This window comes from Exiguobacterium sp. ERU653 (assembly GCF_018617775.1).
GTDB classification, from domain to species: Bacteria; Bacillota; Bacilli; order Exiguobacteriales; family Exiguobacteriaceae; genus Exiguobacterium; species Exiguobacterium marinum.
This window is the reverse complement of record NZ_JACSKV010000001.1, coordinates 1,547,094-1,567,277: the sequence shown is the minus strand read 5'-3', so window position 1 is coordinate 1,567,277 and position 20,184 is coordinate 1,547,094. Positions and strand designations below refer to the sequence as shown.

At 50.6% G+C, this 20,184-nt stretch carries 24 protein-coding genes and 1 pseudogene; 15 read left to right on the top strand and 10 right to left on the bottom strand.

Features of this window, described 5'->3' with window-relative positions:
* Positions 1-4 precede the first annotated feature (4 nt).
* Together KNO95_RS07975 and KNO95_RS07970 are read right to left on the bottom strand one after the other, a co-directional pair.
* Positions 5-1,378, bottom strand: a complete 1,374-nt coding sequence (locus tag KNO95_RS07975) for a sensor histidine kinase (protein WP_353048122.1) — start codon at positions 1,376-1,378, stop codon at positions 5-7.
* Positions 1,379-1,390: 12 nt separating this feature from the next.
* Positions 1,391-2,077: a response regulator transcription factor gene (locus KNO95_RS07970; protein ID WP_026825221.1), complete on the bottom strand. Its 687-nt coding sequence runs from the start codon at positions 2,075-2,077 to the stop codon at positions 1,391-1,393.
* A gap of 106 nt (positions 2,078-2,183) precedes the next feature.
* On the opposite strand from KNO95_RS07970, the gene KNO95_RS07965 reads away from it, so the two are divergent.
* Genes KNO95_RS07965 through KNO95_RS07955 form a run of 3 tightly spaced genes read left to right on the top strand, consistent with a single transcriptional unit; the run spans position 2,184 to position 5,118 of the window.
* Positions 2,184-2,945, top strand: a complete 762-nt coding sequence (locus KNO95_RS07965) for an ABC transporter ATP-binding protein (RefSeq protein WP_026825222.1) — start codon at positions 2,184-2,186, stop codon at positions 2,943-2,945.
* Positions 2,932-4,764: an FtsX-like permease family protein gene (locus KNO95_RS07960; protein WP_026825223.1), complete on the top strand. Its 1,833-nt coding sequence runs from the start codon at positions 2,932-2,934 to the stop codon at positions 4,762-4,764. Before KNO95_RS07965 ends, KNO95_RS07960 begins: the two co-directional genes overlap by 14 nt.
* A gap of 12 nt (positions 4,765-4,776) precedes the next feature.
* Complete coding sequence (locus KNO95_RS07955; protein WP_026825224.1) at positions 4,777-5,118, top strand: YxeA family protein; 342 nt, start codon at positions 4,777-4,779, stop codon at positions 5,116-5,118.
* A gap of 48 nt (positions 5,119-5,166) precedes the next feature.
* Here the strand turns inward: KNO95_RS07955 and KNO95_RS07950 are convergent, their stop codons facing one another.
* A complete protein-coding gene (locus KNO95_RS07950) occupies positions 5,167-5,610 on the bottom strand; it encodes a hypothetical protein (RefSeq protein WP_026825225.1) in 444 nt (147 codons plus the stop codon).
* A gap of 319 nt (positions 5,611-5,929) precedes the next feature.
* On the opposite strand from KNO95_RS07950, the gene KNO95_RS07945 reads away from it, so the two are divergent.
* From KNO95_RS07945 to KNO95_RS07915, 8 genes and pseudogenes are all read left to right on the top strand, one after another.
* Entirely contained in the window at positions 5,930-6,139 is a 210-nt protein-coding gene (locus KNO95_RS07945) for a hypothetical protein (protein ID WP_026825226.1), read from the top strand.
* A 68-nt stretch (positions 6,140-6,207) separates the two neighbouring features.
* On the top strand, positions 6,208-6,348 hold the full coding sequence (locus KNO95_RS07940) for a YvrJ family protein (protein WP_084483574.1): 141 nt from the start codon (positions 6,208-6,210) through the stop codon (positions 6,346-6,348).
* Between the two features lie 27 nt (positions 6,349-6,375).
* Positions 6,376-6,588 (top strand): hypothetical protein, encoded by a 213-nt coding sequence (locus tag KNO95_RS07935; RefSeq protein WP_026825227.1) that lies wholly within the window; start codon positions 6,376-6,378, stop codon positions 6,586-6,588.
* A 27-nt stretch (positions 6,589-6,615) separates the two neighbouring features.
* Positions 6,616-6,828, top strand: a complete 213-nt coding sequence (locus KNO95_RS07930) for a DUF2922 family protein (protein WP_026825228.1) — start codon at positions 6,616-6,618, stop codon at positions 6,826-6,828.
* 125 nt (positions 6,829-6,953) lie between these two features.
* Positions 6,954-8,798 (top strand): methyl-accepting chemotaxis protein, encoded by a 1,845-nt coding sequence (locus KNO95_RS07925; RefSeq protein ID WP_026825229.1) that lies wholly within the window; start codon positions 6,954-6,956, stop codon positions 8,796-8,798.
* 289 nt (positions 8,799-9,087) lie between these two features.
* A complete protein-coding gene (locus KNO95_RS07920; RefSeq protein ID WP_235181824.1) occupies positions 9,088-10,710 on the top strand; it encodes a methyl-accepting chemotaxis protein in 1,623 nt (540 codons plus the stop codon).
* A gap of 67 nt (positions 10,711-10,777) precedes the next feature.
* Positions 10,778-10,957: pseudogene (locus KNO95_RS14530) on the top strand (type II toxin-antitoxin system death-on-curing family toxin); the annotation flags it as partial.
* Between the two features lie 120 nt (positions 10,958-11,077).
* Positions 11,078-11,827, top strand: coding sequence for an SDR family NAD(P)-dependent oxidoreductase (locus tag KNO95_RS07915; protein ID WP_026825231.1), 750 nt, complete (start codon positions 11,078-11,080; stop codon positions 11,825-11,827).
* Between the two features lie 34 nt (positions 11,828-11,861).
* Here the strand turns inward: KNO95_RS07915 and KNO95_RS07910 are convergent, their stop codons facing one another.
* Complete coding sequence (locus KNO95_RS07910; RefSeq protein WP_026825232.1) at positions 11,862-12,737, bottom strand: hypothetical protein; 876 nt, start codon at positions 12,735-12,737, stop codon at positions 11,862-11,864.
* A gap of 117 nt (positions 12,738-12,854) precedes the next feature.
* On the opposite strand from KNO95_RS07910, the gene KNO95_RS07905 reads away from it, so the two are divergent.
* Entirely contained in the window at positions 12,855-13,079 is a 225-nt protein-coding gene (locus KNO95_RS07905; protein WP_026825233.1) for a hypothetical protein, read from the top strand.
* Between the two features lie 19 nt (positions 13,080-13,098).
* Complete coding sequence (locus KNO95_RS07900; protein WP_026825234.1) at positions 13,099-13,263, top strand: hypothetical protein; 165 nt, start codon at positions 13,099-13,101, stop codon at positions 13,261-13,263.
* Between the two features lie 11 nt (positions 13,264-13,274).
* Here KNO95_RS07900 and KNO95_RS07895 read toward each other — a convergent pair whose 3' ends face one another.
* Positions 13,275-14,423, bottom strand: coding sequence for a S1 family serine peptidase (locus KNO95_RS07895; protein ID WP_051545945.1), 1,149 nt, complete (start codon positions 14,421-14,423; stop codon positions 13,275-13,277).
* Between the two features lie 133 nt (positions 14,424-14,556).
* Here KNO95_RS07895 and KNO95_RS07890 point away from each other — a divergent pair, with 133 nt between their 5' ends.
* Complete coding sequence (locus tag KNO95_RS07890) at positions 14,557-15,117, top strand: AAA family ATPase (protein ID WP_026825235.1); 561 nt, start codon at positions 14,557-14,559, stop codon at positions 15,115-15,117.
* 34 nt (positions 15,118-15,151) lie between these two features.
* On the opposite strand, the gene KNO95_RS07885 is transcribed toward KNO95_RS07890, so the two are convergent.
* Genes KNO95_RS07885 through KNO95_RS07865 form a run of 5 tightly spaced genes read right to left on the bottom strand, consistent with a single transcriptional unit; the run spans position 15,152 to position 19,094 of the window.
* On the bottom strand, positions 15,152-15,847 hold the full coding sequence (locus KNO95_RS07885; RefSeq protein ID WP_214878619.1) for a carbohydrate deacetylase: 696 nt from the start codon (positions 15,845-15,847) through the stop codon (positions 15,152-15,154).
* Positions 15,840-16,133, bottom strand: a complete 294-nt coding sequence (locus KNO95_RS07880) for a PTS sugar transporter subunit IIB (protein WP_026825237.1) — start codon at positions 16,131-16,133, stop codon at positions 15,840-15,842. Before KNO95_RS07880 ends, KNO95_RS07885 begins: the two co-directional genes overlap by 8 nt.
* Positions 16,130-16,462 (bottom strand): PTS sugar transporter subunit IIA, encoded by a 333-nt coding sequence (locus KNO95_RS07875; protein WP_026825238.1) that lies wholly within the window; start codon positions 16,460-16,462, stop codon positions 16,130-16,132. The genes KNO95_RS07880 and KNO95_RS07875 overlap by 4 nt, the downstream gene beginning before the upstream one ends.
* Positions 16,459-17,778: a PTS sugar transporter subunit IIC gene (locus KNO95_RS07870; RefSeq protein WP_026825239.1), complete on the bottom strand. Its 1,320-nt coding sequence runs from the start codon at positions 17,776-17,778 to the stop codon at positions 16,459-16,461. Before KNO95_RS07870 ends, KNO95_RS07875 begins: the two co-directional genes overlap by 4 nt.
* Complete coding sequence (locus tag KNO95_RS07865; protein WP_026825240.1) at positions 17,775-19,094, bottom strand: 6-phospho-beta-glucosidase; 1,320 nt, start codon at positions 19,092-19,094, stop codon at positions 17,775-17,777. The genes KNO95_RS07870 and KNO95_RS07865 overlap by 4 nt, the downstream gene beginning before the upstream one ends.
* 174 nt (positions 19,095-19,268) lie before the next feature.
* On the opposite strand from KNO95_RS07865, the gene KNO95_RS07860 reads away from it, so the two are divergent.
* Positions 19,269-19,985 carry a GntR family transcriptional regulator gene (locus KNO95_RS07860; RefSeq protein WP_026825241.1) on the top strand — a complete coding sequence of 239 codons (717 nt, stop codon included), beginning with the start codon at positions 19,269-19,271 and terminating at the stop codon, positions 19,983-19,985.
* Positions 19,986-20,184: the final 199 nt, after the last annotated feature.

Here is a 20,184-nt window from a genome sequence, read left to right as displayed (position 1 = left end):
TTTGTTATGGCGTAAATGTGATTCGAATCGTTGTGCCTCGTCCTTGTTCACTATCGACCTCGACCTTCCCACCGTGGGCTTCGATGATGTCCCGCGAGATGGCCATGCCGAGACCGCTTCCGCGCGCATCGTCCGTATTCGTGCCCCGGTAATAGCGTTCAAAAATATAAGGTAAATCAGATTCGGCGATTCCATTACCATTGTCTGTAATCGTCATGATATCGCCTTCGACTCGAACGGTCACGATGACCAAATCGTCGTTGTGGAGCAGGGCGTTATACAAGAAGTTGAGTAGGGCACGTTTCATAAAGTGCCGGTCGAGTGACACGGACCCTGACTCGGTCGACTCAAATTCGATGTGACGTTCACTGAAGCGAGGATCATTCAACACATCGATCACGAGTTCACGGACGAACGGCTCGAGTCTTGTCTCTTCGAGGGTAAGCGGAAAGTCGCCGTGCTGCAGACGCATCGTCAAATTGAAATCGTCGAGCAGTTCCTTCATATATTTGGCCTGACGCTCGATCACGTGCGCGTATTGTCTGCGCTCGGTGTCGTCTAGCGAATCATCGTCGAGCAGTTCGGCGTACCCTTGAATGGATGCGAGTGGGGTCAACAAATCGTGAGACACGTTGCTCATCCATTCTTTTCGACGTTCATCGAGTTCTTCGCGCTGACGTTCGTACGTTTTGAGCGTCTGTGAGACGGCATTCAAGTCATAGAAGACAGGACGATAAATCCCAGATTGCTTCGGTTCGGCGGTCGAAAAGTCGCGTTGCTTCAGCTGTTGAATCCGCTCGGTCAAGCGGTAGACGGGACGTGTCAAACGTGAGCTGAATAACAAGCCAATCAAGGCGGCGACGAGCAGGTCGACGATAAGAATCCAAAGGAATGCCTTTGATACATACGAGAGAATCGCTTGTTCATCAATCATGAATAACGCTCGACGCTCACTCGCTTCGGGCACACCGATGAGATAGCTATACGATTCATATTCTCCGATAAAGTAAAGCCGAAGCTCATCGTCCATATATTTATAGATTTGAATCAACTCAATCGGAGAATAGGCGTCAGGCAGTCCGCTCGGAGTATCGACGTCACTGACGACACGTCCGGCTTCATCTAAAAAACGAACAAACGCGCCGTACTGTTCGAGCGCATCCCGCCCTGATTCTGACACGACAGGTTCGCCGTCCTCAATTGAAAGATACGTACTGAAGTTTCGAGTGAATGTTTCCCCTGAGTTGCTTTCGACATCGTCAAGTCCTGTCCGATCATTGATGAGGAGACCGAACAAGATGGCAATGTTCAAAAAGACGACGAGTGTGACAATCAATAGAATCGACAGTAAATAACGACCGGTCAGTTTCCATTTCATCATGACTGCTCCTTACACCGTCAACCGATAGCCAAGTCCCTTGACCGTCTTGATATATGTCGGCTCGGATGGATTCGGTTCGACTTTTTCACGGAGACGCCGGATGTGGACCATGACGGTATTGTCCGACCCGAAGAACGACTCGCCCCATACTTGGGTAAAAAGCGTCTCCTTGCTCAGGATTCGGTTCGGGTTGCGTAAAAAGCAGGCGAGGAGACCGACTTCTTTGGCCGTCAACTCTAATCTCACCCCGTTCACATACACTTCCGTCTCGTCTTCATTCATTTGAAAGGGTCCGACGGTCGTCTCTTCCATCGGTGCTTCCATCATCGACACCCGTCGCAGCTGTGCTTTCACGCGGAAGGCCACTTCTTTTGGACTGAACGGCTTCGTGATGTAATCATCCCCACCGATGGCGAGTCCGAGCAGTTTATCGACTTCTTCCGATTTGGCAGATAGGAAGAGGATCGGGATAGTAGAGTGCGCCCGCATCTGTTGGCAGAGCTGATAGCCTTCCCCGTCCGGCAGCATGACGTCTAAAATCGCCAAGTGTGGACGGAACGTCTCGAAGGCGTCAAACCCGTCCTTCAACGTATGGGCGGTCCGGATTTCGTGAAATCCTTCCTTCTCGAGCGCGCGTTGAATCAACATACATAAGTCTTGTTCATCATCTACGATCAGAATTCTTGGTTGCTTCATCTTCATCACCTCTCTATAAGAATAGCACTTAAGGATTTTGTAAGGTACGCGTGAGTTCAAGTTAAGACAGGGAGCGTAATGTAAAAATCAGAAAGAGGTGTTGAACATGGAAACATTATTACAGGTAAAAGCGATTCAAAAAACATATGGGAAAGGGGATGCGACGTTTCGGGCGCTCGATGACGTTTCGTTCACAATCGAACACGGTGAATTCGTCGGAATCATGGGACCGTCCGGAGCGGGGAAGTCAACGTTACTCAACGTCCTCGCGACAATCGATACGCCGACGTCAGGCGAGATTTTAGTTGAAGGAGACGACATCGCATCGATGAACGAGGAGGCACTCGCCGATTTTCGGCGTGATCATCTCGGCTTCATTTTTCAGGACTACAACCTGCTTGACTCGTTGACGGTACGGGAAAACATGTTGCTCCCGCTCGCCGTTTCAAAGACGCCGGTCCAGGAGACACGTGAAAAAGTTGAACGGTTGGCGAAACGGTTCGGACTCGAAGCGATCCTCGAGCAGTACCCGTACCAAATCTCAGGCGGACAGAAACAGCGTACGGCCGTCTGTCGGGCGCTCATTTCAGACCCGAAACTGATTTTTGCCGATGAACCGACCGGCGCGCTCGACTCGAAGTCGGCGACCGATTTATTAGACACCCTCGCCCGTTTGAACGAGGCGGAGACGACAATCATGATGGTGACGCATGACGCCTTCGCGGCAAGTTTCTGTCGCCGTGTCCTCTATATTCAAGACGGTCGGTTGAAAAAAGAACTCATTCGCGGCAACGCCTCGCGGGACGCATTCTACCAATCAATCCTCGAGGAGCTCGCGAAAGGCGGTGCGGTCGATGACGCTATTTGAGCTCGCGAAGAAAAACGTCGCGCGTAATCTGTCGCGATACGCACTCTACGTTGGGACGACCATCTTTTCCATCGTCATCTACTTCACGTTCGCGACACTGAAGCACAGTCATGAGATCAGTGCGCTTGCGGAGACATCACAAAAGATCAGCGGATTGATGAGCACATCGACGTTCATCCTGATGCTGTTCGTCGCCCTCTTTATCGCCTATTCGAACGCATTTTTCCTAAGGGGACGGAAACGGGAAGTGGGACTCTACTCACTTCTCGGTGTCCGAAAGAAACAAATCGGGCTGTTGCTCTTGTTTGAGAACATCGTCATCGGAGCGGTGTCCTTGGTCGTCGGCATCATTCTCGGGCTGTTCGGGTCGAATGTGCTCTTACAACTATTGATGCGATTGATGGACAGTGACTTGAATATCGGCTTCGCCTTCTCGGCGTCGGCATTTATCGAGACGTTCCTCGTCTTTCTTGCCATCTTCCTCTTCACTTCGTTCCAAGGTTATCGGGTCATCTATCGTTTCAAGTTGATTGACTTGTTCCATGCGGACAAGAGTGGGGAAGGCGTCCCGACGGCGAAAGGGTGGGTCGCTCTCACAGGTGTGCTCGCGATTGGAGTGGCGTATTGGCTCGCGCTTCAGGATTTGATGACGTCATCCCTTTGGAAAATGCTCGGACTCGCGATGCCGCTTCTCATCATCGGATTGAGTGTCATCGGATCGGCGCTTCTCTTCCATAGTGTCTTGATCTTCGGATTGACGTGGTTGAAAGGGAAGGAGCGCTGGTCATGGAAACGGCTCAACTTGTTGACGACGTCACAGCTTCTATATCGCATCCGCGGGAACGCAAAAACGCTCACGTTGATCAGCATCATCAGTGCGACAGCGATCACGGCAGGCGGGGCCATCTTCAGTGTCTACTATTATGCGGAAGAAAATGTGTCGTCGTATACACCATACACGTACGCCTGGAAAGGGGATGCGGTCGAGGTGGATGGAGCGACGTTCGAATCAAGCGTCGAACAGAAGACGATTCGGACGGAAGCGCAGTACGGAGAGCGTGAGCTCGGGGTCATCGATGAGTCGACATACCGGCATCTCCTTCAAGGTCTCGGAGAAGCAGAGCCGGCCCCGTTCAAACAGGGTGAGGTCGTATGGGTCGACCCGTTCTATGACGAACGTTATTCGGAAGATCTCGAATCGGCAGAACTGTCAGGACAAACGGTTGACGTGACAACGCGCCTTGAAGATTCGCCGCTCAACGTGATGACGTTCGGCGGGTCGTTCCTCGTCGTCGCAAACGACATGTTCAAGACGATGACGGAACCGAGCGAGACGTATCACGTCGCCCTCACGGAGTCGTTCAAGGATCAGCGTGACCAGTCCGAACGTCTAACGAAACTCGGTCTCGAATCGTTCTCGAGTGCACCGGACGTGTACGCCGAGACGATGGCGATGAACGGGGCGCTTCTCTTTGTCGGGACATTCCTTGGACTCGTCTTCCTTGTCGCGACAGGCAGCGTCATCTACTTCAAGACGATGACGGAGGCAGAGGATGATCGGTCGAAGTATGCGATTTTACAGAAAATCGGGATATCCGATCGGGATGTGCGCCGGACGGTGCGCCAACAGATCATCGTTGTCTTCCTCGCCCCGTTCGCTCTCGGGATTCTGCATGCGACCGTGGCGCTCATCGCGTTTTCTAACTTGTTGAGCATGAATTTCACGATACCGGTCCTCGTGTGGATGGGCGTCTATACTGCGATTTATGCAATCTACTATGGCATCACGGTTCGCCGCTTCATGACGGCGATTCGATAAGGAGAGAAAATTATGAAAAAATGGATTGGAATTGCAATTGTTTCGATTGTATTGATGGTCGGATTGACGAAGGTGGATTGGAATCGAATTGGGAAGGACACCCTTTTCGTTGAAATTAAAGGGGCGACAGACATTGAAGAGACGACGCTCGAAAATGGTGAGGTGATGAAGCGATACGTGTACACTCAGCCTGCCTTTTCGTCAGAGGGGAAGTCGAAGGAAGTCACCTTTACGGCTATGAAAGAGCTTCGGGAAGGGGCCTACTTACGTTTATACGTCAAGGACGGGGACACGGTCACGTCGTATGAGGAAGTGTCCCGTGCGGACGTACCGCAATCGATTACCGAAAAGTAAGTAAAAAGCCATTCGTCATGAGCATCATGGCGGATGGCTTTTGCCTGCTCATACGACAGGCGCCTCATAAGCATTTAGTTCGAGCTTTAATATGTACGTTAATTCATGATGCGCCAATTCAGAAAAATTTGTTTTCTTTACATGTGTCCGTGGGCGCAATCCGCACTCCAATGCGACGTCGACAATGGTACGAATCTGATTTTCCGTATAGAATCGTTTTCGGCCGAACGTGAACGGGGTAGGTGGCAAGACGCCATCTGTCTCCCATTTGATCAACTGCTGTTGGCTACGCGGGATGCCGGCCACACTGAAGGCCCGACTCAATTCTTTGAGCGGATAAACGATCAGATGTTGTTCTTTATACGAAATTGGTTTTCCTTGTTCCGGTCGGTATGTATCCCATTCGGTCGCTGAAAACGTCAGGTCGGATTGGTCGAAGTCGTGTTGAGCGGAAGGACTAGTGGTGGTGCTTGCGAGGTCTAAGCTGTTCATAGTATGCGTCTCCTTCTTCAAGACTGACTGGTCATTTCAAAAATGTCCTCCTACGTATCGTACCCCATTTACAAGATTTTAACTTACAGTTTTTTCAAAGTGGGGAAATGATTCGTGGGACTTTTGACGTATTTTTGAACGTTATCTGCCGAACATTAAGATACCCTAATTGGTATGAAAACTCAAGCAAAGCAGTCAAAATTTGAAAAATGAATAAAAATTCAGACGATTTAGGACTATGGTCATTCAATGCTATATAAAAATAGAATGAGCACTTTCATGATGAAAGCGGTTAATAAGGGCGAAGGAGGTGAGACAAATGGCAATATATCGAGAAGCGGCGAAAATGTTGTATTTGGACACCCGGCGACAAGTCGACGGCAAAGAGAAAAAGCAACTCGTTCGCTACGGACCGCTAGGCAGTCGAATGGATGAAGCACGGATAAAACAGTTTGGTGACCTGATTACGGCACTAATTGATGTCGAATCCGTCAACTATGTCGTGGCCCAGGAATTTTTAGTGTATTAACACGGAGGACTTATGAACAACCTCACACATCCCGTCGATGATCCTCGGCATGATGAGCAGGTGGTCACATGAGTTGGCCTGAACTCATCTCAAATCTCGGGTTCCCTATCGTCGTCTCGCTCTATTTGCTTCATCGGATTGAGACGAAGCTCGATCGCATGATCCAGCTGCTCGAGCGAATGGGTACCTCGAACGTATCAGAAACCTAATCCCCTATTGAAAGGAGCCATCCCCCCATGGCTGTCTTAACAGAGAAGAAAGCAACGTTCGTCTTGACGACGCATCATGACTTAGAAACAGCAAAACCGACGAAAAAAGCACAACGGTTCGGCCCGATTCGTGCCGACCTTACGGCAGATACGATTGACGCGTTTGGTCGTCTTTTAATCGACCTTGTCATTCAAGAGGACGCGGACCTCGGCATCGTCCGTGAATACGATTTAGTTTAACCCATACCCCAAGGAGGAGAATAACCCATGACTGACACAAAACTTGAAATCTCATTTTTAGATGCATTCCATAAAGTCGTACGTTTCCGCTTGAACAACGTAGAGCAACCGATCGACGCTCAAAAAGTAGAGGCACTCGCCGACTTCATGGTCGCTAACGATCCGCTCGCGAAAAATGTGATGGAATGGACCGAAATCAAGATGATTGAAGGCACGCAAACAGTGTTGAGCGTGAAATAATCAAGTGGAAGGTGACTCTTGCAGTTTTGAGTCACCTTTTTTAAGTTTGGTCAATTCCCTTCATTATTTTCTGAAAATTGTCGATAGTATAGAAAATACTGCATGATTGAGAGGGGAATACATAGATGGCATGGAAATCAACATGGTCTAAGGCACTCAGCCGGATCAAACGAAAACCGACATGGACGTGGAAACCGACACTCAAATGGAAGCGTAGAGAGAAGCGTGAACGCACGACATCTTTCGGACCGAATATTGGAAAGAATTTGACGATTCGTCAAAAGTTATGGGGACTCGTCCTCATCTCACTCGTCATGGTCATTGGCGTCGGCGGTTACGCGCTATTTTCAATGAGTGACGCGAACCGTCAAGCGGACGACATCGTCAACAACTGGAATAAAGGGCTCGATTACGCTCACGAACTTAATACGCTCGCCGCAAACTACAGAACGCTCGAGCTCGACCATATCGTCTCAGATGATGCGACGATGAAAGAAGAACTCATGACGCAGATGAAAGAGATTCGTGATGAAATCAATACGATTGCACCGAAGTATGAAGGACGTGCTGTAAACGCAGAGGACAAAGAGCTGTTTAATAACTTCTCGCGTCAATGGGAGATGTATCAGCGCGTCTCCGACAACATGTTGACATTCAGTTCGACAGGCAACACGGGGATGGCACGTTCATATTATGATGCTCAATCACAATCGACATATGATAACTTCACACAAAAATTAGCCAATCTCGTCGACTACAACTCAGAAGGGTCACAACGTGTCGGTCAAAACATGGAACGAGAATTCATGCAGTCCCTTATGGCGTTGATTGCCGTGACGGTCGGGGCCGTGGCGATTCTCTTATTCTTAGGGTTCAGTTTGTTACGTTCAATCATTCGACCGATGCAAACGTTGCAGACACGCTTTGATGAACTCGCGACACAAGGTGGGGATTTGACGATGACGATTCCCGTCACGTCAAACGACGAAATCGCACAAGTCAGTCGTTCGTTCAACACGTTCCTCGGTACACTTCGTGAAATCATGATCGATGTCGATGAGACGGCGAAAGTCGTTCTCTCGTCTTCTAAAGACGTATCCGCCGAAGTGACACAACTCAGTCACTATATGGAAGAGACGTCTGGAACGGTCGAAGAATTGACGGCAGGCATGGAAGAGACGGCGGCCTCTTCTCAAGAAATGAGTGCTTCGACGACAGAGATGGGCAGTTCGATTGACTCCATCGTCGACTTATCGAATGAGAGTGCCGATACGGCGAACCGTGTCGAGACACGGGCGCACGAGATGCGGGAACAAGCCGTCGTCTCGAAGACAGAGGCTGTGACCATCATTGAGAAGAAACAAGTCGAGCTCGCGGAAGCTATTAAAGGGGCCCAATCGGTCGAAGAGATTCGCGTCTTGACGACGGCCATTCTTACAATCGCCGACCAGACGAACTTACTCGCACTGAACGCGTCGATTGAAGCGGCACGGGCAGGAGATGCCGGACGCGGATTTGCGGTCGTCGCATCGGAAATTCGTAAACTTGCGGAGAACTCACGTCAGACGGTCAACGAGATTCGTGACGTATCGAACACCGTCATCGATTCGGTCGAACGACTCAATACGAGTTCGGAGGACATGTTGACCTTCTTGAACACGAAAGTCATGGCAGACTACGATCGTCTCGAAGATGCTGCGACGCAATATGAACAGGACGCGACGGTATTCGGTGAGACGGCGAAGACGTTTGAAGGCAATGCCCTTCAACTTCGTCACATGACGGACAACATTCTCGGTGTGATACAGGAAGTGGCAACGACCGTGACAGAAGGTGCGGACGGGACGCAGTCCATTTCGGAGAAAGTTCAACTATCGGTTGAGCGCTTCAATGATGTGCAAACGAAGATGAATGAAACTGAGAAACGCGCGACAGAACTATCGAATCGTGTGGCACAATTCAAGCTATAAGCAAGTCTCAGAACCAGGCAGATGTCTGGTTCTTTTTTTATGAATTTTTTGAAACATTTACAGTTCAGATTTTTTAATAAGGGGTCAATGTGTTAGATGATTTCAAATTGTTGGTACAAATTAGGCGGTCTCGTCCGATAAAAAAAGAGCAACACATCATCATAGAGAGAAAAAGAGGTGAAAGAGGACTTGTTCCTCGAAAGTAGTGAAAAAAATCGCAAAAAAATTGACGTTAACCCAAAAGTTGTTGGGCGCTGTTGGAATGGTTTTAGTTTTAGTGGCTTTCGGAATGTTATACAATTTGTCGTCACTTCACAATGCAACAAGCCGGTACGAAGAAATGATTGCAAAAGATGTTATGCGAATGAAAGCGGCTGACGCACTATCACTCGGAATGACACGTCAAGCTTACGGGTTGAGAGGGTACATGTTAAATCAGGATTCGTCTCATTTAGACAAAGAACGATTGGGCTCGACCGGAAAAGAAGCGGCATTACGTGAGTTGATTACATTGGCAAACTCGAAAAAAGAGAAAGAATCCTTTGAAAAACTTCTTGAGTTTGCTCTTAACTACGACGAACTATCAGAAGAACTCGTAGCGGCGATCGATGCCGGGAACGAAAGAGAGGTGGATCGTCTCGGACTTGAAGAAATGCCGGATGTTACTGTTTTCATCACTGAGCAAGGTGAAATGATTCAAGAAAGTACAGCAGCTGACATGCTGACGAAAAAGGACGAACTTGAACAGTATAGTGACAAAGCGCTGTATTATGCGGCAATCATAGCAATCGTTATATTTGTCATGACGACACTAGCCGGATATGGATTGTACGTCATGGTGACGCGACCGCTTCGTCAGTTAGCGAAACAAGTGGACATTGTGGCCCAGGGAGATTTGACAGGAAATGATTTAATGGTTTACACGCAAGACGAAGTCGGGCAATTGATGACCGGCTTCAATCGCATGAAAGGCAACTTGCGCGAACTCATTGAACGAGTCACACAAAACGCACAAGAAATCACAGCGCAGTCGGAAGAACTGTACGCGAGCACGGAAGAGATGGCCTCGCAGACAGAGGAGACGACACGTCTCATCGATCGTGTCGTGGAAGACACGGTCGCGCAAGCTAAAGAAGCGACAGGAACGTCTCAAGCTGTAGCTGCTGCAGATGAAGGGATTGGTCGGATTGCCGGTTCAATCGGCTCGATTGACGATGACGTATCACAGAGTTTGAAGCTAGCCGAAGAAGGGGGCGCGACGATGACCCAGGCGAAAGACGAAGTGCTCGCACTGGAACGGGAGACACGTCTGACAGGAGAATCGATTTCGGAACTGAAGCAACAGTCCGATGAGATCGCCCTTATTACCGAGGTCATCCAATCGATCACGGACCAGACGAACTTATTGGCATTGAATGCGGCCATCGAAGCGGCACGTGCCGGCGAACAAGGGAAAGGCTTCGCCGTCGTCGCAGAAGAAGTACGTAAACTTGCCGAGCAGTCGAAGCAGTCGGCGACACAAATCGCCGGGTTAATCGAGTCGATTCAAGCACAATCGAATGCCGTCCTCGACCAACACGTCGTCAGTGCGAAACGCGTCGAGACGAACACGTTGTTGCTCGAACGGGCGACACGTGCGTTCGAACAGATCGTAAGGCAGCTCGAGACATCGGTCGACAATACGTCACACATTCGTATCGCTTCGCATGAAATTGCGGAGACAACGAGACAAGTCGCAACATCTTCTCTTCAAATGTCACAAGACAGTGAAGGGATGGCTGACACGATGCGTACGGTCGGCGAGACGGCTGATTCCCAACTCGCCATGATCCAAGAGTTGAACGGGGTCGCCGAGTCGCTCGGCAATATGACGAGTGACCTGCAGACGTTGATTGGACGGTTCACGACTTAAATGGTTGCAACATGGAGGTAATGACTCAAATGTTCTAACATACTTATCATAATCAAAAAACCACCGTTTTTTGATAGTGAATAAACGGACGGCATACGCTGCGTTACAGTTATTTTTGACCCGAAACGGATATAAACTGAGATTAGATGAGACAGAAGCCATTCTGTTTTGTGTTCGTCCGGCGAAAACACCAATCGAAATTTCTCAGCTCGCATCTGAAATCGAAAGGTGCTGTATTAAAAAATAAGGTGTTTCACCAAAGTCCTGTCTCTTCGGAGTCAGGACTTTTATATTCACATCGAAACGATTCGCCATCCAGAAAGTAGGGAATGAACAACAAGGTAAACGACAAAAAGGAGTGGATCATATGAAGTATACGGTCATTACAGGAGCCAGTTCAGGAATCGGGTATGAAGCAGCGAAACTGCTCGCCGAAAAAGGAAAGTCGCTCGTGCTCGTCGCAAGACGAAAAGAAGAGCTCGAGTCGCTGCGTGATGAGATCAAATCCATCTCGCCTGATTGCGACGTCATCATCAAATCGACCGATCTGTCTTACAGCGAGAACGTCTACGGTCTCTATGAATCGCTCGCGGACCTCGATATCGAGACGTGGGTCAACAACGCTGGGTTTGGGGATGCCGGACAAATCAAAGATGTGGATTTAGGTAAGATTGAAAACATGATTCGTTTGAACATCGAGGCGCTCACCGTCTTGTCTAGCCTATATGTCCGGGACTATCACGACGTCGAAGGGGCGCAACTGTTGAACGTGTCGTCTGTCGGGGGATATCGCATCGTCCCGAACTCGGTCACATATTGTGCGACGAAGTTTTATGTGAGTGCATATACGGAAGGGCTCGCACAGGAATTGAAGCAGAATGGTGCCAAACTTCGAGCAAAAGTGCTCGCACCGGCTGCAACGGAGACGAGTTTCGCCGACCGGGCACGCGATACGGAAGGATTCGACTACAGCGAGAACGTCGCGAAGTATCACACGGCGCGCGAGATGGCAGAGTTCTTATATGACTTGCTTGAAGGGGACGAAGTCGTCGGGATTGTCGACCCCGAGGATTATTCGTTCAGCCTACGCGGACCGATTAAACCGTATGCCGGATAAACAAAAACATCACGCCGTGCTGGCGTGATGTTTTTTATGACGTCGGTACAGAGTAACCACCTGTGAAGCGGTGGGTCAAACGACGTGTCCAGTACCGAATCCGAAGGCGCCATACATAGAGTTGTGACGTATTCGGAAGGACGACGTTGTTGACGTATTCTGCGAACATATGACGGAACATATGTCCCTCACTTTTGTCATAGGTCGCACTCCACATCCCGTGGTTCTCGACTTCGAGTAGCATCCAAATCATCTCTTCAGTGAGCGGGTCTTCGTCTGCGAGCTCGGCTGAGAGGGCAGCAAAGCGCTGGCTGCAGATGGCGGCATATAAAGAATGGGCGTGTGGATTATGTGGGTTGGCGTTCAAATAGCCACTCGCCGTTTTCATGAGTTCATCGACCATGTCGAGGGGGATATCATCGTATACTTGGAAAAATTCGAGAAGCATGGGTACCGTATCAGGACCTAATCCGGCAAGTCGGACATAATGCATGACGTGCAGCCCGGCTTCTCCGTAGAATTTTCGGTCAAAGTAATGAATCGCGATAGCACGGTGCATGATCGGTACGTCCGGATAGAGCTCGACACCACGAATGAAATGTTGTTCTGCCTCGAACGTGAATCCCGTATCTTCACTGACGATGCCGTTCAGCATGTGAAGGATATAATGATCACCAAGTTCGCTTGCTGTATCGAGCCATTGTTTGGCTTTTGCGATGTTACCATCACGGATATGTGGATACGCGCGCATAGCAGGAAAGAATGGATCATTCGGAAAGGCGGTCTCGCCACGTGTCGCTAATGCATCGATTGCTGCAACGTTATACTCGTCAGTCAATTCTGCGAGGAGCATCATCTCAAGGAATGTGCGTTGGAACTCTGGGGTGTGTATATCGATGGTTTGTGTCATACGGTGTCCTCCTCACAAGTACTGGTGTCGCTCTATTATACTTGTTCTCGAAACGAGGGAGTAGCATCTTTTGCAAAAACGGGAAATGAAAAGTATAGCCGGGAAGGAGGGGATGACATGGCGACGTTCACAGGGTATATCGCAGAGGTGATGGATGGGAAAATCAGGGTCACTCCGACTCGAGAGGCAGATCCGTTTGATGGGATCGTGTTTCATCTGGAGGAACACTTTTCTGAAGAGAAGCCGTTTCTCGTCGGTCAATCTGTAAGAGTCGAGCATGATGAGCAAATGACGCGTTCCTTGCCACCGCAAGCGACGGCGCGTCGGGTCGATGTGTTATGATGGGGACGAGGTGAACGACATGGGACAACGGAATTTTTTGTGGCTCGGAGCCGTCATCGGCTTCAGTGCTCTCGTCGTCTGGTTGTTGCAAGATGCGCTCCCGTTTTGGGCACTGTCGATTCTGCTTCTCGGACTCGGTGCGGTGCTCGGCAATCTCCAACGACGTTTCACACGCGACGAATAACAAGCACTCCATCATTCAGATGGGGTGCTTGTGTCGTTTTCTTCTTCAATCGGATCTTCCGGAGTGTCTTCGATAATCGAATCTTCCTCACCACTTGGTTCGAGCGTCGTCGGTTCTTCCGGCTCCGCTGGCTCTTCCGGCTCGGTCGGTTCCTCTGGTTCCGTTACAGGAGGATCGTCTTCGATCGGATCTTCCGTTTCTGGTGGATCCGTCGGTTCCTCTGGTTCACTCGGTGGTTCCGCAGGTTCTTCCGGCGTCACTTCAGATGTCGTCGGTTCCATTTCTTCCACGACCTCTTCTTCGACTTCTTCCTCAACCGGGACTTCCGGTTCAGTGATAGGCGGTGATTCGGGTGAAGTCTCTGGAACGCTTGGCGTTTGTGGAATATAGACAGGTTCGTCGGTCAAGTCAGGCGTGACGGGCTCAACCGGTGCAAGTTCGACCGGTGGTGGAGCCGGCGCATCTTTTTCAATGAATGTTCGAACGTCCCGTTCAAATAATGCGGTCGGCAATGCGATTCCACGTAAATGGATGGCAACGATTCGCCCGGATGCCGAAAGGAGCGGACTACCATACCCATGACGTGGCAAATCAAAGTTCCGAATATAGCCGTTCTCAGCAAAAGTGACTGTGCCGTTGATTCGTTCTTTCATCGTCAGCGTCGTCAGCGTCTCGTCCTCCGCGGCGATGGCTTGCGTGAATAAGAATGGTGTATGTTCTGTCTCTTCGATGCGAACGACGGCAATCAGATTCGTGCGACCGACGACGGTGCCGGAGACGGCCACTCCGTCATGATACATGATGATGTTCGTCAAACCGGCCACGTTCGAGGCGGCCGTGACGACATCGCGTGAGCTCACCAAAAATCCCGTCCCGTAACTGACGGTGAAAAGGCTCTCTCGCAACGTATCGAAGTCGACGGGTGTCGCTTCATCAGCGGAAACGGTATCTTCGCCGATTCGTAAGTCGACTTGGTCTGCGAGCGAGTCAGTCGAACGTAACATATCTGTGAAATAGGCGTGTCCGATGTAGGTGACAAAAGCAATGAGTGCGATAGCGAATGGGGTGGCAAATAACCAAATCGTGCGACGTGAGCGACGGCCACACGTCGGACAGACCGTTTTCGATCGTGTCTTCTTTCCGCAGTGGGGACAAGTCACAGGGGCACCTTCTTTCTAAAAAGTTCGATGCTATGCTTATTCCTTCATTTGGAAAGAGGTAAACAAAAATTTTGGAGGGTTCCACGATCGAACGTTCATGATAGAATCATCAAAAGGTATAGGGGGAAATCCAATGAAATTTATCATCTTATTCGGTCCGCAAGCCGTCGGCAAGATGACGGTCGGGCAGGCGCTCGCTGATAAAACCGGACTGAAATTATTCCATAACCATATGACGATCGACCTCGTCGGGCCGTTCTTCAATTACGGGACGCCGGAAGGGAAGCGACTCGTCCAACACTTTCGCCAAGAACTGTTCGAGGCGGTCGCCAAGAGTGATTTACCCGGCATGATTTTCACGTTCGTCTGGGCGTTCGATATGCAGGAGGACTGGGATTACGTGAAGAAGGTGACGGACTTGTTCGAGTCACACGGGGCGGACATTTACTACGTCGAGCTCGAGGCCGAGATAGAGGAACGCCTCGCGCGCAATACGACGGAGAACCGCCTCACGCATAAACCGTCGAAGCGCGATATTGCCTGGTCCGAAGCGGAACTGAAACAGACGGCGACGATGTATCGGTTGAACTCACGTCCAGGGGAATTAGACGTCGAGCATTATCTCCGTATCGATAACACGAACTTAAGTCCAGAAGAGACGGCGACACAGATTCAACAGGCATTTTACCTATGAAAAAGCGAGTCCCCCACATGGGAACTCGCTTTTGTCATGCCCACCAGTCGGGGCGTTCATAGTCGACCAACACCTGTTTTTCGAAGAGGCGTGGCTCGAGGTAAGACGTGACGCTTGAAAGACGATCATCGAGGTCGGCCGGATGGACCATCACTTCGATGGATTCACCTGGTTCGATGGCGTCGAGCGTCGCATGGGAGACGCCGTCCGCGTAGAACTGATCACTGAACCGTTCGGTCACCCACAAGTCCCGGCGCGTCCCGAGATTCGTTAAGGCCCGAAACGTCGTGTCGTATTCTTCGGCGAGGCGAATGATGACGTCATGGAGGACCGGCCAGCCGTGAATGTGATGGTGGCTGTCGAGATGGTCGAGCGGGAGTCCGGTCGCAAGGAACGCCTCGATTTGGGCTTTCCACTCCAAATAGACGAGTTCCGGGTCAGGCGAGTCTTCAGTCAAGAAGCGGCTCGTGTAGCGGAACGTGCCGTCTTCTTTCGTGAGAGGGGTACTCGTCTCGGCGAGCGGCTTGCCCCAGGACAAGACGAGATGGACCCCGACGCGGAGCGACGGATGTTGGTTCGCGAGTCTGACCGCTTCTTCGACGGCATACCCGTTCATGATCATCGTCGCCGAATTGACGATTCCATTCACATGACTGTCGAGCGTGCCGGCGTTCACACCCGTCGTCAATCCAAAATCATCGGCGTTGACGAGAACGAACGTTTTAGGCATTGACGAGACCGAGTGCCTGGTCGAGGACCAGGTCCCCTTTCATCATTCCATACGCCATGTTGTCGATGACCGCCACCGGGACGTCGACGGACGATTTGATTTTCCCTTCGAGGTAGCGGACTTGTGGTCCGATCAAGATGACGTCGACGTTCGTCTGTTCTTTCAAACGAGACTCTGGAATCGCGTCAATCGATGCATCGAGTCCGCGTGTAGCAGCTTCTTTCCGCATTTTTTCCACTAAGATTGATGTCGACATTCCTGCCGAGCAGACGAGTAAGATGTTCATGTCGTTTCCTCCAATCGATTCAAACGGGTGATCATATCAATCATTTCGACGGCGAGCTCTTTCACAGTCATCGCCGTCATAAGATGGTCTTGCGCGTGGACGAGGAGGACGCTCATGTCGCTCGTCGTCCCCCGTGCCTCTTCTTGTAACAGTTCAGTTTGAAGTTTATGAGCGTCTAAGAAGGCCGCATCGGCTTCTTTCAACTTTGCCGTCGCCTCGTCCGCCTCACCGCGTTTCGCAGCGGCGATGGCCTCGAAAGCAGATGAACGGGCATTCCCAGCATGCAAGATAATCATAAACGAGAGTTCTTGGATGGTTTCGGTTTTCACGAAATCTTTTCTCCTTCCTCAGTTGTAGCTTTATTTTTATTGATTTCGGCGGTCATTGCTTTCGCTCCTGCCATGACGAATGGAATATACATTGCTGTCGCAATCGACAAGTTGACGATTTGAAGCAAGATACCGCGGACGCTACCACCCGTGACCAAATATCCACTGATGATTGGTGGCGTTGTCCAAGGGACGATGGCGACCGTCTTCGGAACCATACCTGTTGAGAGCGCGACGTACGAGATAATCGTGAGCGTGACCGGTACTAGGATGAACGGTACGAGCATGATCGGGTTCAATACGATCGGAAGACCGAAGATGACCGGTTCGTTGATGTTAAAGAGACTGGCTGGTGTCGACAGTTTGGCGACTTGGTGATACGGGTGATTCCGTTGTTTGCGGACGACGATGAAGATGGCGAGTAAGAGTGCGAACGTCGTACCCGATCCACCCATGAAGACGAACGCATCCAAGAACGGTTTTGTGACCGTGTACGGTACATCAAATGCCGATGTTCCGGCTTGGAAGGCAGCCAAGTTTTGCTCGATGAGCGGGAGATAGACCGGTTCGATGACCGAGCCGATGATGTTCGTCCCGTGAAGCCCGAAGAACCAAAGGATGTGGTTCAAGAAGGCGATGAGCAAGGCAGCCGGGAGTGAGTCGCCGAATCCTTGGAGCGGTTGTTGGATTGCTTTAAAGATGACTTCAAATACACTGAGTTCGACGACGAGCGTCATGAAGAGCTGGAATCCTGCGACGACGGTCAAGATGATCATCGATGGGATGAGCGCTTGGAATGAACGAGTGACCCCACCTGGTACACCTTCTGGCATCTTGATCGTCAGTTTTGTATTGATGAGGTAGCGGAACATTTCTGTAACGACAATCGATACGATGATGGCAACGAAGAGCCCTTGGGCGCCGAGCCATGCGAAGTTGAGACCCCAGTCAGCCGTGACCGGTACGAGCATGATGTATGAGGCGAGCGACAAAATACCCGCTGCGAGCCCGTCAATCCCGTATGAACGGGCCAAGTTATACCCGATCGAGAAGGCGATCAGGAGCCCGAGTATCGCGAAGGATGCATTCCAAATGCTACCGCCGAGACCTTGCCAATTGCCTTCGCCGAACATACTGTTCATCGACCCGACGAAGTCGAGTGAGAAACCACCGATGTTGACGGCTGGGAAGTTGTTGATGAGGACCGCGAGCGACCCGACGATGATGAGTGGCATGACGGAAACGAATCCGTCACGGATGGCGACTAAGTGCCTTTGGGACCCGATACGTCCCGCGATTTCAATAAACTTGTTCATGAATAGACCTCCTTCTTGAATTGGGGTAGGTACGCCTCGTGCGCTGTGAACAGCTCCTTAAGAAGCGGGTCGATCCGTTTCTCGTCCTGGATGAGCGGGTTCATGAGGCAGGCAAGATAGGCGTCCTCGTACGTGCCGGATACAGCCGCTTGGATGGCGAGCTGTTCAAACGTTTTTAAGTTCGTGATGAGTCCACGGATCGGGAGCGGCAACGCGCCGATGGAGATTGGGCGAGGACCGGACTTCGTGATGACGGCGTTCACTTCGATGACCGCATCGTCTGGTAAATCCCGAATTGTGCCGTTATTGAGCGTGTTGACCGTCTGGATGTCACCGCGGTCGTTGTGAATCGAGTCCATCAAGTTGCAGGCAGCGTCTGAATAGTAGGCGCCTCCACGTTTTTCAAGCTCTTCCGGTTTGACGGCGAGATCGACGTCTTTGTATTTCTCGAACAACTGCGCCTCGACTTGTTGCACGACTTCGGCACGGGTGCCGTTTTGTTCGTACGCTTCGAGGTCTTTTTTCAACACATCTTTCGTCTGGAAGTAGTACTGATGATACGGGTTCGGTAACATGCCGAGTGACGATAGGAACGATTCGCTCCAACCGAGCCCGACGATGTTCGCCGGCGAGTAGTCGTTGCCTGCGTTGAGCGAGGCGAGGACGTCATTCGTCCGGTCCACCCCGTCGACCCATACGTGACGGCCGAAGACGAAGTGGTTCAATCCGATAAATTCAATCGCGACTCGTTCGACAGGTGTCTCGAGAATCTCGGCGACCGAGTTTCGCATGTTGAACGGGATGTTGCAGACACCGATGACCTTCTTATGAGATGAGTGCTTGAGTACGGCCTCGGTGACGATGCCCGCCGGATTGGTGAAGTTGACGAGCCAGGCATCCGGACAAATCTCGGCGACTTCGTTTGCCAAGTCGATCAAGACAGGGATGGTACGGAATGCTTTGAATAATCCACCTGCGCCGTTCGTCTCTTGCCCGATGAAGCCATGCTTTAGCGGGATGCGTTCATCGAGCGCGCGTGCCTTCAGTCCACCGACCCGAATCTGTGTGGATACAAAATCTGCGCCGACGAGTGCGGCTCTTCGGTCGAGCGTCCAACTGAGTGTGATTTCAGCGTTTGACTTCTCGATCATCCGCTCTGCGAGACGACCGACGATCTCTAGTTTCTCCCTCCCTTCTTCGATATCGACGAGCACGATTTCCCGAACGGGGAACGTTGCTTGTCGATCGATCAATCCTTCGATGATTTCCGGGGTGTAACTGGATCCACCGCCGATGATGACGACCTTGACTGCCATGGTGCCAACTCCTCCTTTTGAAAGCGATTTCTTTTTGTCGTAACAAATATAACAAATGATACAACTTACTGCAATATAAAAAGTACAAATGATACAAATTAGTTTTTGTATTTGCATTTGTATGATTGCTGTATCACAATAAAGGAACCAACCTAACGTAAAGGAGATGGAGATATGTCGCAATCGACGCTCCAAACCGCAATCAAGGATGAACTGTTGTCCCGCATCAAGAGTGGGCACTATAAAGAAGGGGAAAAATTTCCGACCGAGTACGCGCTTTGCGAGGAGTTCGATGTGAGCCGAACGACGGTACGGGGTGCCCTCAACCAGTTGACGACGGAAGGGTATCTGGTCCGTCAACAAGGTCGCGGGACGTTCGTCGCCGGGAAGAAAGTACAACAGACGTTGTCGTATACGCCGAACAACTATGCGGCACAGCTCGCCGTTCAAGGGAAACGTGGGCAAGTCGCCTTGATCGACATCTCGGTCATCTCGGCATCAGGTCAAATCGCTTCTGTGTTTGAAGCGGAAGACAACGCCCCGATTCAAAAGATTGAGCGAATCCGTCATGCGGACGGCGAACCGACCCAGTATGAGGTCTCGTTCATCCCGTGGCAGATCGCACCGGGGATCACGAAGGAACAGGCCGAGCATTCGCTCTTCCGCACACTCGCCGAGGTCCACGACGTGCATGTCGCGAAGACGACGGAAGCACTGGAGATTGCCTTAGCTGACGAGAAGGTGAGTACGCTCCTCGACTGTCCACTCGGGTCCCCTTGCTTCCATATCGAGACGGTGACAGAAGATGAGTCGGGACGAGCAATTGAATATTCACGCTCCTACTTCCGCGGAGACAAGACGAGCTTCGTCATCGAACGGGATTATAAGTAACAAAAGCGCCCGACTGTTTCGTATGGAAACGGTCGAGCGTTTTTTTTAGTTTAACCTGTAATAAAAAGAATCATGGTCATTTTGAGTGAAAATGACTATGTTTAAGCATAAATGAACATGTTTAAACACGATAAACATGTTCATTTTGTTCTGAGATGACTATGTTTATCAAGGAAATGAGTACGAATTTAACACGTTA